We start from the raw sequence: 13,338 nt of genomic DNA, 5'->3' as shown, positions 1-13,338 counted from the left end.
AGGAGAGCGCAATGCCGTATGTGTTCAAGATTGTCGCGTCGCCGGTCGGCAAGCTGAAACTCGTGGCGCGCGGCGAGAATCTTGTCGCGATTCTGTGGGAAAACGACCGGCCGGGCCGCGTGAAACTCGGCGAGATGCATGAGGCGGACGATCACCCGGTGCTGGTCGACACCGCGCGCCAACTGGGCGAATATTTCGACGGTACGCGCACGCGTTTCGAGGTGGCCACCGAGTTTATCGGCACCGAATTCCAGAAAAAAGTGTGGAATGCGCTGCTGACCATTCCGTTCGGCGAGACACGCAGCTACCGCGAGATTGCCGTGCAGATCGGCGATGTGAAGGCGACGCGCGCAGTCGGCGCGGCGAACGGCCGCAATCCCATTTCAATCATCGCGCCGTGCCATCGTGTGATCGGCGCATCCGGCGATCTGACCGGCTTTGCCGGCGGCATACCAACCAAAGCCACGTTGATTGCGCTCGAATCGGGCGCGGTGCAGCCGTTGCTGATTTAAGCGCGGTAGCGGTTGCGATTCCTTCTGAAGGAGACATCCGATGTCACGCACCACCGCAGAAAGGCGCGCCGCTTTCCGCGCGCTGCACGCATCAGGCTGCTTTATCCTGCCGAATCCGTGGGACGCCGGCAGCGCCCGCTATTTGCAGTCGCTCGGCTTCAAGGCGCTCGCCACGACGAGCGCGGGCTTCGCATGGTCGAGCGGACGCGAGGACAACAATCTGCCGCGCGACGCGATTCTTGCGCATTTGCGCGAGATGGTCGAAGCGACCGATCTGCCGATCAATGCGGATTTCGAAAACGGTTTTGCGGACGATGCCGAAGGCGTCGCGCAAAGCGTTGCGCTTGCGGTTGAAACGGGCGTGGCGGGGCTATCGATCGAAGATTCGACCGGGCGCGCCGATGCGCCGTTATTTCCGATCGACGTAGCCGTAGAACGGCTTGGCGCGGCACGTCGGGCGATCGACAAGGCAGGCGGCGATACGCTGCTTGTCGCGCGCGCGGAGAACTTCTTTGCCGGGGTGCCCGATCTCGACGATACGCTCGCGCGCCTGAAGGCCTACGCGGCGGCCGGGGCCGACTGCCTGTACGCACCGGGCATTCGCACGCGCGAACAGATCGAGGCCGTGGTTGCCGCCGTCGCGCCGAAGCCGGTGAATCTGCTGATCGGAGGGAATTCCGGGCTGACGTTGCGCGCTGTCGAGGCGTTGGGCGTGCGGCGCATCAGCACCGGCGGCGGGCTGGCGCGTGCGGCGTGGGGCGGTTTGATGCGCGCGGCGCAAGGGCTTGCCGAGGGGCGTTTCGAGGGCTTTCCCGATGCGCCGGGCGGCGGCGATATCAACGGCTTGTTCAAACGCGGCGCTTGAACCGGAGTTTCAGACATGGCTCGCGAAACCCTACGCGTCGAACCGCTTTCGACATGGCTTGAGCGCTGGAAAGCACCGACTTCGGCCGTCACGCGCCACAACGGCACGGTCTATGTGTCGGGCTTTCCGCCGTTCGATCCTCAGACCGGCGAGATCGTCGATGCACCGATCGAACGGCAAACCGAACTCGTGCTGAACCAGTTGAAGGCCTGCGTCGAGGCGGCGGGTTCGTCGCTCGATCAGGTGTTGAAGTGCAATGTCTATTGCACGTCGGTCGATCAATTCGCGGTGGTCAACGGAATTTATGCGCGCTTCTTCGGGCCGAATCCGCCGGCCCGGATTTTTATCAACGTGCCGGCATGGCCCGGACATTTCGACATCGAGATCGATTGCATCGCGGCGTGCTGACTTCTGCGCTTTTCGCTAGCTATGGCTATCGACCCACGCCTCGGCCCATTCGAGCCCGACCGTTTCCGCTTCTTCTTCCGTGTTCACGTGCGCAAGAATGCCGGACGCTTCGACGACCTTTGCTCCGGATGTAATCGTGCCGCTTGCCGCATAACCTTCCTGCTGGCGGATCGCGTGACCCCAGATCGAATAGCCCTTGTAGTGCCGCGCTTGCATTAGTGCATGACCTGAGCGGTCGCACCACCGGTGCCGACGCGCAACACGTTGCCTTCCGGCGTGACGATGCGCGGAATGTCCTCGAAGTGCGAGATATCGTGCTTCGGCGGCGGGACTTCGTTGTGCTTGAGGCGGCTCGCATCGATGGCCGGCGCCGTTGCATGACGGGCGGCTTCGTTAGCGGCCTGAGTGGGCGCCGGGTTCGCAGCCTGATGCGGGCCTTGCGGCGAGCCTTGCATCGAACCTTGCATCGAACCTCGTGGCACGCTTTGCTGCGCCGTTTGATGTTGATGCGGCGCCGATGCACTGCGATGCGCAAGCACCTTTCGATGATGCGGCGGCGTGGCGGTCTTGCCGATCAGATGTGCGCCTGGCCGTGCGTCCGGCGAACGCATAGGCTGACGCGCTTCGGGCGGATTCCAGATCTCGATGATGCGTTCGCCGGCCTGCGCAGCGGGTGCGGCAGCGAGCAACGAGAGAGCGGGCAACGCCGCGGCGAGCAAACCTGAGGCGGCCGCCAGAAGTCGAAGCGGGGCTTGAAGCAGAGGGCCCATCGAAAGTCGCAGCATTGCAGTGTTCATTCCGCTCACTCCTTTCCGCTATTCGCATTCCGCCAACAGACTCACCGGCCATTGATGCGGCAGCTGACGTTTTGGCCTACGCACGAACCGTCGCACCCTGCGCAGAAATACCGGTCGCGCAGCGTCTTGCCGTCGACGTGCCACGCATTGTACGCGGGGGCCTCAACGGTTCCGACCGACCGGCCGTTTTCGCGCGCATGAAACGTCGGCTCGCCGTCTTTGCCGCGCCGGATCGCATCGTCGATGACGGCGGCGCCGAACGCGGCCTTCAGGCTCGCGACAAAAGCGGCGATTTCCGGCATTGGATGCGAGGTGGACGGCTCAGCGGCAACCAGTGTGGCCCCATGCGCGACAACCTGCGGCGGTGCGACTGGCGTGTTCATGGCACAGCACCTTTTCAGGGAGACGCCCGGAGCCGGGGCAACTGCATCGCAGGCATTGACCGAAAACCGGGCGATCAGGCTGCGCATAGAATACTGTATAAACATACAGGTGTCACGCGCTGTCGCGAGCGCGCGACAGCGCGGCTCGCATGCAGGGAAACGGAATTCGTGAGACTGGAGCCAAGTTCGTGAGACCGAAATTACGGAATTGATGAGACGGCCGGGAACGCTGTCCCGGCAAATCCGCGGCCGGTTGCGACAACAACCAGCGTGCTGCAATGCTCGCCGAACGCCAGCTGATGATGTCGGACCGACCCAATTCCGTCATTTATCTTCCGGGCGCTAATGTCCGTTTTCGGGGCGACAGGAGTCGGTCGAGAAAGCTACCTGCGTGCAGTGTTGATGACGCGGTGTCAAACGCTCCGTATGTCTGTGCGGTGGACTGGGCTAACTGTGCAGCGCTGGCGAATCTGTCAATAGGTCCGGCGGATAGGCTGCCGAACATAGATCCAGCACCTGGCCGCGAAACCAGCGATGAGGCGGATCGTGATCGAGGCGCGGATGCCAGATCGCCGAGATGTTGAACGCGGGTGTGGATAGTGGAAGCTCGAAGCACTGCAAACCGTTGGCGCTCGCGTAATCCGGAATAAATGCATTGCCGAGGCAGGAACGCGGAACGACAGCGAGCAAGTCGGAACGACGCACTAACTGCATGGCGTTGGTATAAGACGGCACCACCACCAATAGCTTTCGTTGCATGCCTTGCAGTTCCAGGGCCGTGTCGACGGAGTTTTCTGCTTCACCGGTACGCGAGATCATCACATGGCCGTATTCAGTCCATTGCGCTACGCTGATCCTTTCATCGCCCAGCAGCGGATGTTTGAGGCGGCATACGCCGACATAGCGATCGCGGAATAACAAACGCGTTCGTACCTCGGGGGCGGATGTCCTGACGATACCGATCTCCAGATCTATTGTGCCTTCCCTCAGCGCTTGCGCGCTCCAGTCCTGCTTGAGCGCAAAGCGAATCTGCACACCGGGTGCCGCGCGGTGGACCCGGTCCATCAAGGCCGCGCCAAGCAGATCGATGAAACCTTCGCCGGCTCGCAGCGTAAAACGTTGTTCAAGGGTGGAAATGTCGAACCGATGTTCGGCGCGACTCAGCGCGCCTTCCGCTTGCCGGACCAAAGTGGAAACACGCAGGCTCAGTTGCTCGGCGTAAGGCGTTAGCACCAGCGTGCGTCCGGCCTGAAGCAGCAAGCGATCACCGGTCGCCGAGCGCAGACGTGTCAGCGTGCGGCTCATGGCAGAGACGCTGAGGTTCAGGCGCCGGGCGGCCCCGGTAACGCTACGCTCGCTCAGCAACGCATCCAGTGCAGTCAGCAGGTTCAGGTCGACGCGTGTCATCCGCCCAGAATAATCGAAACTCACCTCGTATGGCGTTTGGTGCAATCGAGGATTGCGGGGCGGGCGTCTGGTGCAAATCCGGGGTTCTCTCGACAATTCATGGCATTCGTTGCCGGGAAAGGAGAACATCATGCACCGCACATCTGCCCACATATCCACTGTCCTGCTTATCGGCGCTTCACGCGGTCTCGGCCACGCCATGGCTGCGGAGTTTCTGAGGAAGGGCTGGCACGTTGTCGGGACCGTGCGCGCCGGTGGTGGACGAACGCTTCTGCACGAGCTGGCCGACGCGCACCCTGGTCGGGTCGACATCGAAACGCTCGACATCACCCAGCCGGATCAGCTCCGGGCATTACGCCAGCATTTGTCCGGCCGAACATTCGACGTACTGTTCGTCAATGCGGGCACTACCAATCCTGATCCTACGCAGACCATCGGCGAGGTGCCGACGGAAGATTTTGTGGGTCTCATGATTACCAACGCACTCAGCCCGATGCGGGTAGTCGAAAGCCTGTCCGATCGGGTTCGGCCGGATGGTCTGATCGGGATCATGTCGTCCGGGCAAGGCAGCGTCGCTGACAACGAATCCGGCCAGCGCGAGCTTTATCGTGGCAGCAAGGCGGCACTGAACCAGTTCATGCGCAGCTTTGCCGCGCGTCACGCGCACACGTCGCGGGCCATGCTGCTGATGGCGCCCGGCTGGGTGCGCACTGACCTGGGCGGTCCCGAAGGGCGATTGTCGATCGAGGAAAGCGTTCCAGGCGTCGTGGATGTCCTTTTGGCCAAGCTGGGGCGTCCTGGCCTTGAGTATCTGGATTATCGCGGCCGGACCGTTCGATGGTGACGGTGCAGTTTTTGGCTATCCTCCTCGCTCGCCGAGAATGACGGCAGCTACTTTCTGACCGGCCAATCGAGAAGCTGGCGTTGACTGACCGCTTCCTGGCCGAACGTGGAAATCCATCGAAAAGGTATGTGCGCTGCATCGCCCTGATCGGCGAACTTCCGCAGCCGACCGAAAGGGACATTCGCACGCGTGCGCAAGCGGCCGGTCAAATAGGCTCCATCGGGTGCTTTGCTAACGAAATGCCTGCCGGATACCCAGCGCGACAATGAGGCCTCCACACACGCGGTCGATCCACGCCTTCACGCGACGATACGCCGTCGCGATCGCCGCCTGCGATAGAACAAGCGCGACTGCTCCGTACCAGCACGTCGCAGTCGCACCGACAGTAGCAAGCATGGCAAAGAAGGTCGGCGTGGAGACGTGTGCGGGCGCTGCCGAGGAAAACACGGCAGCGTAAAAGGCGATGGACTTCGGGTTCGCGATATTTGTCGCGACGCCTTGCAGGAATGCGGCACGAAATAGCGGCGTCTGCGGAGGGGAAGACGCTGCCAAGTCGCTTGCCCGCGCTGACACGATGAGTCGCAGTCCAAACCAGATCAGATAGGCGGCGCCAGCAAGCCTAACGCTAACAGCCAGCCACGGGAAAATGGCGAACACCATTCCGATACCCAAGATGGCGCAAGTCGCCCAGAACAGATTGACTGCCACGATTCCAGCGACAAGCGCGAGCGCGTCTGAGCGTCTACCGGAAACTGCTTTGTGAACGACCGCGACAAAGTTCGGTCCGGGTATGACGACACCTGCCGCATAGACAGAGAAAACACTCGCTACAGCAGACGAATCGATCATTTGTTCTCTCGGTGAAGTGTGTGTACAGGGCGAGGATGCGGCTTGAACCGCCGGTATTCTGAAGCAATTTGGAGTTGACCGCTGTTGGCGGGGCGTGCAAACCGAAAATGTTAGCCAAATCTAGGCCGATTGTTGACGATCTTACTCAGATGCATGAACGTCGCTTCCTGGCCGGACCGCGCCCTAAGTGTGCGCGCCCAACAACGGCTCCAGCGTTTTGCGTAGGAAGTGGCGGTACCCCAGTCTCACGAATACCGTTTTCCTGCACTCGTGGGCGGCCGCGCAGCGCGCCGCCGCTCGATAGACGGTTTGCTCCCGCAAGCAGGGAAACTAGAATTTCAACGGAGCCGACCATTCCTGTCCGCTCGCTGGCCATGTGGAACCACGGCCGCGCACGGTCCAGGCACGCGGTCCAGGCACGTGGTCTGAGCACGCGGTCCGCACACACGGCCCAAAGCAACAACTGAGATGACGGAGCAGCGTATGACCTATTTCGATCTCGGACCCTACAGCCGCAAGATCACCACCTCCGCGCCGGAGGCCCAAGTCTGGTTCGACAGGGGGCTCAACTGGCTCTTTGGTTTCAACCATGGCGAGGCGATCAGGTGCTTCCAGAAGGCGCTCGAGCATGACCCGCAATGCGCGATGGCGCATTGGGGTATCAGCTATGCGTCGGGGCCGAATTACAACCTGCCGTGGGATCGTTACGACCCGCACGGTCGGCAGCTGGCGTTGTCGGCCTCTTACGACGCCGCATTGCGTGCGCTCGCGCATGCGGGGAACGCAAGTCCGGTCGAGCAGGCCATGATCGAAGCGCTGCCCGCGCGCTATCCCCAGCGCGAGGCGATCGAGGATATGAGGCCATGGGACAAGGCGTACACGAAGGAGATGCGCAACGTCTTCGAAGCCTTTTCTGACGATCTCGACGTCCGCGCGGTGTTCGCCGAGTCGATCATGAATGAGACGCCGTGGCAAATGTGGGATCTGCGCTCGGGCAGGCCCGCCGAAGGAGCGGGCACCGAGGAATGCAGGGCCGTGCTCGAACACGCCTTCGATAGCGTGCCGGCGGCGTGGGATCACCCCGGCCTGCTGCATCTCTACGTTCACCTGATGGAAATGTCGCCATTCCCTGAACGCGCGCTGCGCGCCGGCGATCGGCTACGAGGGATCGTCCCCGAGGCGGGCCACCTGATCCATATGCCGACCCACCTGGATGTGCTGTGCGGGTACTACCACGATGTCCTCGCCTATAACCAGAGGGCGCTGGCGAGCGACCGCCGGTTCCTCGCGTATGCGGACGATCCGGGCGTCTACCTGATCTACGTCATCCACAACTTCCACTTCGCGATCTACGGCGCGACGTTCCTTGGCCAGTACGCACCGGCCCTTGCCGCGGCCGAAGAGCTGATCGACACGATCCCGCAAGCGGTGCTGCGCGTCGAATCGCCGCCCATGGCGGATTTCCTCGAAGGCTACCTGACCATGAAGCAGCATGTGTTCGTGCGCTTCGGGAAATGGCGCGAAATCATCGAACAAGACTTGCCGGAAGACAGGGAGCTCTACTGCTCGAATGTCGCCATGATCCATTACGCCAAAGCGGTCGCGCATTCAGCGCTTGGCAATGTCGCCGAGGCCGAGGCAGAGAAGGCATCGTTCATGGCGGCAAAGAGCCGGGTGCCTGACACGCGGCTCGTGCATAACAACACGGTCGTCGACCTCCTGAGCGTGGCCGACGCGATGCTGGATGGCGAACTCGAGTATCGCAAAGGCAACTACGATTCCGCCTTCGCGCATTTGCGCAGGTCAGTCGAGATAAGCGACGCGCTGCCTTATGACGAGCCTTGGGGATGGATGCAGCCGACCCGCCACGCGCTCGGCGCGTTACTGCTCGAGCAGGGGCGGATCGAAGAGGCGGAGTCGGTCTATCGCTCCGACCTCGGTCTCGACGGCAAACTGAGCCGGGCCTGCCAGCACCCCGACAATCTGTGGTCGCTTCACGGGCTGCACGAATGCCTCGTTCGTCGTGGAGAAAAGGTCGAGTCGATGCTGATCAAGCAGAGGCTCGATCTTGCGCAAGCGCGGGCGGACGTTCCGATCAAGGCGTCTTGCTTCTGCCGCCGGGCGGCGATGGCGGCCGGCTAGTCGAATGCGGCGAAAGTGCGCGCGGGCATCGCCCGACATGGTCAGCGCGTCGACGATGAGCGCCGACGATGGGCGAGTTACTGTGGCGTAGTCGCCCCGAGTGTTGCACCGTCGTTTATCGCTTGCAGTAGAGCCAATACAATTCGGTTCGTGGGCGTCGGTACGCCGAGCGATTCGCCCATTCGTACAATAGCGCCCGTCAGGGCATCCACTTCCAGTATGTGTCCGTTGATGAAGTCGAAATACATGGACGTCGCTTCGTCCGGGGGATAAGCGAGGAGTCGCTCCAGCACCTGCGACTGCGCGTTCCCGTCGAGTTCGACGCCGCCAGCGAGCGCGACCGCGAGTCCTTCCCGAATGATGTCCGATGCGACGTTCTGAATATCGTCTCGCTGAAACACCACGAGGCGCCGTCTCGTCAGGGCCGTGATCGGATTCGCGACCGCATTCAACAACAACTTTATCCAGCGGCGCTGCTCAAAATCTTTTTGGGGCGACACCCTTAGCGATGTCCCTTCGAAAAGCGCTGCAAAGGCCTGACCGGCAGCACTGTCCGGAATCACGATGTCGACTTCGCTGCCATGGCGGAAACTGAAGTCGTTCGCCGAGCGCCGCTTGCCATTGAAATATACGACTGCCGGGACAACGGCACGGTTTCCCACATAAGGAGCGACCCGCCGTTCGTGTTCGATTCCGTTCTGCAGCACAGCGACACGCGTGTGGGGGCCGCACAGGCGCTCGAACCAGACGGAAGCGGACGCTGTGTCCTGCGTCTTCGTACAAAGTACGATCCAGTCGACTTGGCCGGCCCGCAGGGGGTTAGTCACGACATCGGGTGTTAAACGATGTGTACCTTCGGGCGTTTCCAGCGTGATCGCTTCGACATTGCGGCGTGCGCATACAACTATCCGATCACGCCCGGATAGTTGAAGGCAGCTTGCCACTACACCCCCTATGCCGCCCATTCCTATTACTGCAATCGACACGCGCTGAGTCATCTGAATTCCTGCCATGCCTGTGATGCGATTCGGGTCGAGCAAGTGTGGTCGGCTGCGGTACAAAAATGAAGTGATTTATAGTCATCGTCGCCATAAGCTTTTGTTATAGAGGCCGGTCGCGCAAGCAGCCTGCCGATCGCCTCGCTGAACTGTCGGCAATACCCGCTCCGATGCATAGCTTTTGCGCGTTGACGCACGTGCATCAAGGCGGGAACGGATTGGCGCAAATTAATGTTCCGACATGCAGGAAAGCCTATAATTTTCCGCACATAACCGATAGTTATAGGGCGGTTCTTGGACATTCGTGCGCTTCGCTATTTTGCCGAGGTAGTCAATTGCGGGGGCTTTAGCCGGGCTTCCGAGGTCCTGCACGTCACTCAACCTGCAATCAGCCGCGCGGTGCGCCTGCTTGAAGAGGAATGCGGGATTCGCTTGCTGACCCGCGAGCCGAAGACCGTAAAACTCACTCGCGAAGGCGAGGTGGTTTATCGGCACGCTACCCAGATGCTGCGCCAGGCTCGTCAACTCACCTCTGAATTGACAGACATGAAGTCGGAGCTGAAAGGCGTGTTCCGCGTAGGGTTGCCCCCTCTGGTGGGATCGACGTTTTTTTCCGGCGTGATCGCGCGGTTTCGAAGCGAATATCCCGGCATTGAGCTTCAAATTGCCGAGTTCTTTTCAAGCCGCCTCGAACAGGCGCTCGACGACGGCGAGATCGATATTGCCGCGGCGATGCTGCCCATCGACACGGAGCGCTTTGTCGCACAGCTGTTCGCCGCGGATCAATTGATGTTCGTCGTCAATCCGGGACACGAGATAAGCACGCATTCGGCGATGAGGATTCTCGCGCTAAAGAGCCACCCGCTGGTCACTTTCACCCAAGACTTCAAACTGTGCCGGTTGATCGAAGACGCGTGCCGTGCGCAAGGATTCGTCCCCTCGATCGTGGGCCGCAGCAGTCACCTCGACTTCGTTCTGGCGATGGTGGCATCGGGAATGGGCGTAACGGTTTTGCCCAGATCGGTTATCGAGAAAGCCAATGTCGGGCACTTCGTCTCGGTACCGATTGTGAAACCTGCCATCCATTTCGAACTTGCACTCGTGCGACCGCGCGAGAGCTACGTCAGCCACGAATGCCGGGCCTGGCTGGAACTCGCGGCGAGCGCGCTGGGATTTCAGATCTCCGACTCGTTCGTTTGCGAGGTCGACCGCAAGCCGCAGACGCGGGATCATCCATGACACCGCTCGTCGGTTCCGGCGTTCTGCGCAAAACATCTGGACGCCTGGTCATTCCTCGATACGGCTGACTTGCCGATACTGGCGCTCACACCATGCTGCGCGTCAGCCAGCCCCGACTAGCCTTAACCCTTTCCAGGTCCGGTTCGCTTCGCCCGATCGCCGCGCGGGCGCGCCAGAACCATGCATTTTGCGGCGCAAACAGGAGCAGCGCGAACGCGCATTTGTGCGTTTGCTGCGCCGTCATTGAGGAGCGCCTTATGTCAGCTGTTGATTCCGCTTTCGCACCCGTCACCGATTTCGGCGCTGTCAAGGTCCGCCAACAGGCAGCGTGGTCGACAGGCGACTATGCGGTGGTTGGCACCACGCTGCAGATCGTCGGAGAAAACCTCTGCGAAGCGCTCGACGTGCGCGCTGGCAGTCGCGTGCTCGACGTCGCCGCAGGCAACGGCAATGCAACGCTCGCCGCCGCGCGGCGCTGGTGCGATGTCACGTCGACTGACTACGTCGCCTCTCTGCTCGATTCGGGCCGTGCGCGCGCGCAAGCTGAAGGACTCGTGGTGCAGTTCGAGGAAGCGGACGCTGAAGCGTTGCCCTACGCGGATGCTTCATTCGACGTCGTGATGTCGACCTTCGGCGTGATGTTTACTCCGGACCAGCCAAAAGCGGCGGCCGAACTCGCGCGTGTTTGCAAGCCGGGCGGCCGGATCGGCCTTGCGAACTGGACGCCGGAGAGTTTCATCGGGCAGGTGTTCAAGACGATCGGCAAGTACATTCCGCCGCCGGCGGGCGTGAAGTCGCCGGCACTCTGGGGCACCAAGGCGCGCCTCGAAGAGCTGTTCGACGGCAGCGCCCGGACCATCACGACAATCAACCGCGATTTCACGTTCCGCTATCGTTCGCCGGCGCATTTCATCGAGATATTCCGCACGTTCTATGGGCCGATGAACAAGGCCTTCGCCGCACTCGAAGGCGAACCGCAGGCGGCGTTCCTCGCCGATCTGACGGCACTGATCCACAGCCGGAACCGGTCGAACGACGCGACGCTTGTGCTGCCGAGCGAGTATCTCGAAGTCGTGGTGGAACGACTGTAATTGCAATCTGCAGGCGAGGTTGACGTTGACATCGGGCAGGGTTCGAAGGGAAAGCCGGCGGCGAAAGTCCGGCCAGGCTAAGCTTGTGAGAGGTCGTCAGGCGCACGACCATCCAGGAACAAGTCATGGGACTCTTCCCGGCGGCAATGCGCGTAAGTAGCGCCGTTGCGCTACTTGCACTGTCCGGCTGCTACTACGTCGGCTACTACCCGTACGGCTATTACCCATACGGTTACTATCCGGCCGTGCCTGCTTACGCGACACAGCGCGAAGTCCCCGTTCAAAGCTATGGCCTTGCGAACGGCGCCGACGCGCAGAACATTCCGCCGGCATCACAGCGCGGAGCCGCGTACGTCTATCCGGTGCCCGTGTACGTCGCGCCCGCCTACTACCCTCCGTACTATGCCCCCTACCCATGGTATGGCTGGCCGGGCTGGTGGGGCCCGTCGGTGTCGTTCCGCTTCGGCTACTGGGGGCGGTGGTAACGGGCGCTGACGCGAATCAGGTGAAGGTCCGCTGGTGTCGCGGCTTCGCGCTACTGGACGTCACGACGGGTGACGTTCCTCACTCTGTCTGGGATTCTCCTTCTGTTGAGGCTTCACTGGCCGCGTCGTGCATTCTGAGGGGGCTGTTCCAGGGGTTGTAGTCGAAATTGTCCGAGACAAACTTCCGTGCGACCTTAAGCTCCGGCCGAAACAGCGTATTCAACCTTCTCAAGATCTGACATACGTTGCTCCGAGGCAAATCGAAAGACTGGGCAGTCAAGTTCCGGTCAATCGGCCGGTCTGCCTGACGAAAAGACGTTTGACAGCGTTTGCTTATTCCAGGCAACGCGATGCATCTCATGGACGCATCTCACCAGCTTATTGAACGTTTTCGAGGCGTCGCGTCGAGGCGTGCCCTCGCGCCCGCGCGATAGGTGCCGCATCGCAGGGGCGGCGTGAAATGTGCGCCGCCACGGCCGTGGATCTAGAAGCCGCCGGCCATGATCAAATGGCGCGTATGCAGATAGGTCAGCAGCGCCCACCGGCAAAGCGCAAGCGCCACGAGACACGAAACGAGCGCCAGCGTCGTCTTTGCGAAGCCGGACGGCGCCGGAGCGGGGCCGAAGTCGTTCGCATGGCGTGGGCCGGATAGAAAGCAGAGGACGGGTAGCACAATCACGCCGATCAGCGGAATCGACAGCACCTTGACGGACCACGCGGGAAAGTTGAGATCTCTGAGGCGCCGCGACGACGCGCTGTAGAACAGCGTCGCGAACGCCGCGCTGAGCAGCGACACGGCCAGATTCAGATCCGCGAGACCGATGCGGCCCGGGGCCGCGAACTCGAGGCAGGCGAGCGCGGTAAGAAGCGACCACGCCATCGCGCCCAGCGACATCACGAGCAGATAGCTGCCCGCGCCCATCCGACGATTCGCGACGATCGCGCCGGCCTGAAACCTGCACGCTGCGAGAAGCTTCGACATCACCGTTTCCCCTTGCTGGTTTGGGTGAGCGCTTCACGATGAAAAGGCGGATGTCGAAGTTTACGGCAGATGTCGCGGGAAGTTTAGGGATGCGGAGCGCATCGCCGTGTCGATGCGCTCCATGGCTGTATCAAGCAGCGTCGCGCCTGGTCAGTTCATCCTCTCGAGATGGATCATCCGGCGTTCGATTTCGGCCAGGTCTTTGGCCATCGCCACGTATTCGTCGCGGCGATCCTTGTCGGCCTGTTCGATCCACTCGGTCAGTTTGGTCAGAAGGTAGGCAACCATCGCAGTCTCCACTGTGGTCTGAGTCGGTGATCCAGATCGTACGGCGCG

General features: G+C 61.5%; 17 protein-coding genes. 8 read left to right on the top strand and 9 right to left on the bottom strand.

Translation table 11 applies throughout. The annotated features are described in order from the left end of the window. Window positions 1-11 precede the first annotated feature (11 nt). Genes ACYPXD_RS02550 through ACYPXD_RS02540 form a run of 3 tightly spaced genes read left to right on the top strand, consistent with a single transcriptional unit; the run spans window position 12 to window position 1,785 of the window. A complete protein-coding gene (locus ACYPXD_RS02550; protein ID WP_459707100.1) occupies window positions 12-512 on the top strand; it encodes a methylated-DNA--[protein]-cysteine S-methyltransferase in 501 nt (166 codons plus the stop codon). A 40-nt stretch (window positions 513-552) separates the two neighbouring features. After that, the gene (locus tag ACYPXD_RS02545) at window positions 553-1,377 is read left to right on the top strand and encodes an isocitrate lyase/PEP mutase family protein (RefSeq protein ID WP_459707098.1); all 825 of its coding nucleotides are present in this window, start codon (window positions 553-555) and stop codon (window positions 1,375-1,377) included. A gap of 15 nt (window positions 1,378-1,392) precedes the next feature. Continuing rightward, window positions 1,393-1,785, top strand: a complete 393-nt coding sequence (locus ACYPXD_RS02540; protein WP_459707096.1) for a RidA family protein — start codon at window positions 1,393-1,395, stop codon at window positions 1,783-1,785. Between the two features lie 15 nt (window positions 1,786-1,800). On the opposite strand, the gene ACYPXD_RS02535 is transcribed toward ACYPXD_RS02540, so the two are convergent. The 4 genes from ACYPXD_RS02535 to ACYPXD_RS02520 all read right to left on the bottom strand — a co-directional run bounded on the left by ACYPXD_RS02535 (window position 1,801) and on the right by ACYPXD_RS02520 (window position 4,372). Continuing rightward, window positions 1,801-2,001, bottom strand: coding sequence for a hypothetical protein (locus ACYPXD_RS02535; RefSeq protein ID WP_459707093.1), 201 nt, complete (start codon window positions 1,999-2,001; stop codon window positions 1,801-1,803). Beyond that, entirely contained in the window at window positions 2,001-2,582 is a 582-nt protein-coding gene (locus tag ACYPXD_RS02530; RefSeq protein ID WP_459707091.1) for a hypothetical protein, read from the bottom strand. The genes ACYPXD_RS02535 and ACYPXD_RS02530 overlap by 1 nt, the downstream gene beginning before the upstream one ends. 41 nt (window positions 2,583-2,623) lie before the next feature. After that, window positions 2,624-2,884 (bottom strand): hypothetical protein, encoded by a 261-nt coding sequence (locus ACYPXD_RS02525; protein WP_459707283.1) that lies wholly within the window; start codon window positions 2,882-2,884, stop codon window positions 2,624-2,626. 528 nt (window positions 2,885-3,412) lie between these two features. Further along, entirely contained in the window at window positions 3,413-4,372 is a 960-nt protein-coding gene (locus tag ACYPXD_RS02520) for a LysR family transcriptional regulator (protein WP_459707280.1), read from the bottom strand. 130 nt (window positions 4,373-4,502) lie between these two features. On the opposite strand from ACYPXD_RS02520, the gene ACYPXD_RS02515 reads away from it, so the two are divergent. Continuing rightward, window positions 4,503-5,216 carry an SDR family NAD(P)-dependent oxidoreductase gene (locus ACYPXD_RS02515; protein ID WP_459707089.1) on the top strand — a complete coding sequence of 238 codons (714 nt, stop codon included), beginning with the start codon at window positions 4,503-4,505 and terminating at the stop codon, window positions 5,214-5,216. A gap of 231 nt (window positions 5,217-5,447) precedes the next feature. Here ACYPXD_RS02515 and ACYPXD_RS02510 read toward each other — a convergent pair whose 3' ends face one another. Then, the gene (locus ACYPXD_RS02510; protein ID WP_459707087.1) at window positions 5,448-6,065 is read right to left on the bottom strand and encodes a LysE family translocator; all 618 of its coding nucleotides are present in this window, start codon (window positions 6,063-6,065) and stop codon (window positions 5,448-5,450) included. A 483-nt stretch (window positions 6,066-6,548) separates the two neighbouring features. Here ACYPXD_RS02510 and ACYPXD_RS02505 point away from each other — a divergent pair, with 483 nt between their 5' ends. Continuing rightward, a complete protein-coding gene (locus tag ACYPXD_RS02505; protein WP_459707083.1) occupies window positions 6,549-8,207 on the top strand; it encodes a tetratricopeptide repeat protein in 1,659 nt (552 codons plus the stop codon). Between the two features lie 77 nt (window positions 8,208-8,284). On the opposite strand, the gene ACYPXD_RS02500 is transcribed toward ACYPXD_RS02505, so the two are convergent. Beyond that, a complete protein-coding gene (locus ACYPXD_RS02500; RefSeq protein ID WP_459707080.1) occupies window positions 8,285-9,247 on the bottom strand; it encodes a 2-dehydropantoate 2-reductase in 963 nt (320 codons plus the stop codon). Window positions 9,248-9,499: 252 nt separating this feature from the next. On the opposite strand from ACYPXD_RS02500, the gene ACYPXD_RS02495 reads away from it, so the two are divergent. Beyond that, window positions 9,500-10,444, top strand: a complete 945-nt coding sequence (locus tag ACYPXD_RS02495; RefSeq protein ID WP_459707078.1) for a LysR family transcriptional regulator — start codon at window positions 9,500-9,502, stop codon at window positions 10,442-10,444. Window positions 10,445-10,529: 85 nt separating this feature from the next. On the opposite strand, the gene ACYPXD_RS02490 is transcribed toward ACYPXD_RS02495, so the two are convergent. Next, window positions 10,530-10,688: a hypothetical protein gene (locus ACYPXD_RS02490; protein ID WP_459707076.1), complete on the bottom strand. Its 159-nt coding sequence runs from the start codon at window positions 10,686-10,688 to the stop codon at window positions 10,530-10,532. 13 nt (window positions 10,689-10,701) lie between these two features. Here ACYPXD_RS02490 and ACYPXD_RS02485 point away from each other — a divergent pair, with 13 nt between their 5' ends. Both ACYPXD_RS02485 and ACYPXD_RS02480 read left to right on the top strand, forming a co-directional pair. After that, window positions 10,702-11,535, top strand: coding sequence for a class I SAM-dependent methyltransferase (locus ACYPXD_RS02485; protein WP_459707074.1), 834 nt, complete (start codon window positions 10,702-10,704; stop codon window positions 11,533-11,535). Window positions 11,536-11,660: 125 nt separating this feature from the next. After that, window positions 11,661-12,020, top strand: a complete 360-nt coding sequence (locus ACYPXD_RS02480) for a hypothetical protein (RefSeq protein WP_459707072.1) — start codon at window positions 11,661-11,663, stop codon at window positions 12,018-12,020. A gap of 484 nt (window positions 12,021-12,504) precedes the next feature. On the opposite strand, the gene ACYPXD_RS02475 is transcribed toward ACYPXD_RS02480, so the two are convergent. Next, complete coding sequence (locus ACYPXD_RS02475) at window positions 12,505-13,002, bottom strand: DUF805 domain-containing protein (RefSeq protein WP_459707070.1); 498 nt, start codon at window positions 13,000-13,002, stop codon at window positions 12,505-12,507. A 150-nt stretch (window positions 13,003-13,152) separates the two neighbouring features. Further along, window positions 13,153-13,290 (bottom strand): DUF3563 family protein, encoded by a 138-nt coding sequence (locus tag ACYPXD_RS02470; protein ID WP_459707068.1) that lies wholly within the window; start codon window positions 13,288-13,290, stop codon window positions 13,153-13,155. Window positions 13,291-13,338: the final 48 nt, after the last annotated feature.

This window comes from Paraburkholderia sp. 2C, from assembly GCF_054589215.1.
This window is presented reverse-complemented; position numbering and strand designations above follow the sequence as displayed.

Bases quoted from the DNA above. Each gene is read 5' to 3' on its own strand.
- ACYPXD_RS02535 (WP_459707093.1), bottom strand. From the start codon at position 2,001: ATGCAAGCGCGGCACTACAAGGGCTATTCGATCTGGGGTCACGCGATC.
- ACYPXD_RS02520 (WP_459707280.1), bottom strand. From the start codon at position 4,372: ATGACACGCGTCGACCTGAACCTGCTGACTGCACTGGATGCGTTGCTG.
- ACYPXD_RS02485 (WP_459707074.1), top strand. From the start codon at position 10,702: ATGTCAGCTGTTGATTCCGCTTTCGCACCCGTCACCGATTTCGGCGCT.
- ACYPXD_RS02545 (WP_459707098.1), top strand. From the start codon at position 553: ATGTCACGCACCACCGCAGAAAGGCGCGCCGCTTTCCGCGCGCTGCAC.
- ACYPXD_RS02530 (WP_459707091.1), bottom strand. From the start codon at position 2,582: ATGAACACTGCAATGCTGCGACTTTCGATGGGCCCTCTGCTTCAAGCC.
- ACYPXD_RS02490 (WP_459707076.1), bottom strand. From the start codon at position 10,688: ATGACGGCGCAGCAAACGCACAAATGCGCGTTCGCGCTGCTCCTGTTT.
- ACYPXD_RS02540 (WP_459707096.1), top strand. From the start codon at position 1,393: ATGGCTCGCGAAACCCTACGCGTCGAACCGCTTTCGACATGGCTTGAG.
- ACYPXD_RS02550 (WP_459707100.1), top strand. From the start codon at position 12: ATGCCGTATGTGTTCAAGATTGTCGCGTCGCCGGTCGGCAAGCTGAAA.
- ACYPXD_RS02480 (WP_459707072.1), top strand. From the start codon at position 11,661: ATGGGACTCTTCCCGGCGGCAATGCGCGTAAGTAGCGCCGTTGCGCTA.
- ACYPXD_RS02510 (WP_459707087.1), bottom strand. From the start codon at position 6,065: ATGATCGATTCGTCTGCTGTAGCGAGTGTTTTCTCTGTCTATGCGGCA.
- ACYPXD_RS02475 (WP_459707070.1), bottom strand. From the start codon at position 13,002: ATGTCGAAGCTTCTCGCAGCGTGCAGGTTTCAGGCCGGCGCGATCGTC.
- ACYPXD_RS02515 (WP_459707089.1), top strand. From the start codon at position 4,503: ATGCACCGCACATCTGCCCACATATCCACTGTCCTGCTTATCGGCGCT.
- ACYPXD_RS02525 (WP_459707283.1), bottom strand. From the start codon at position 2,884: ATGCCGGAAATCGCCGCTTTTGTCGCGAGCCTGAAGGCCGCGTTCGGC.
- ACYPXD_RS02505 (WP_459707083.1), top strand. From the start codon at position 6,549: ATGACCTATTTCGATCTCGGACCCTACAGCCGCAAGATCACCACCTCC.
- ACYPXD_RS02470 (WP_459707068.1), bottom strand. From the start codon at position 13,290: ATGGTTGCCTACCTTCTGACCAAACTGACCGAGTGGATCGAACAGGCC.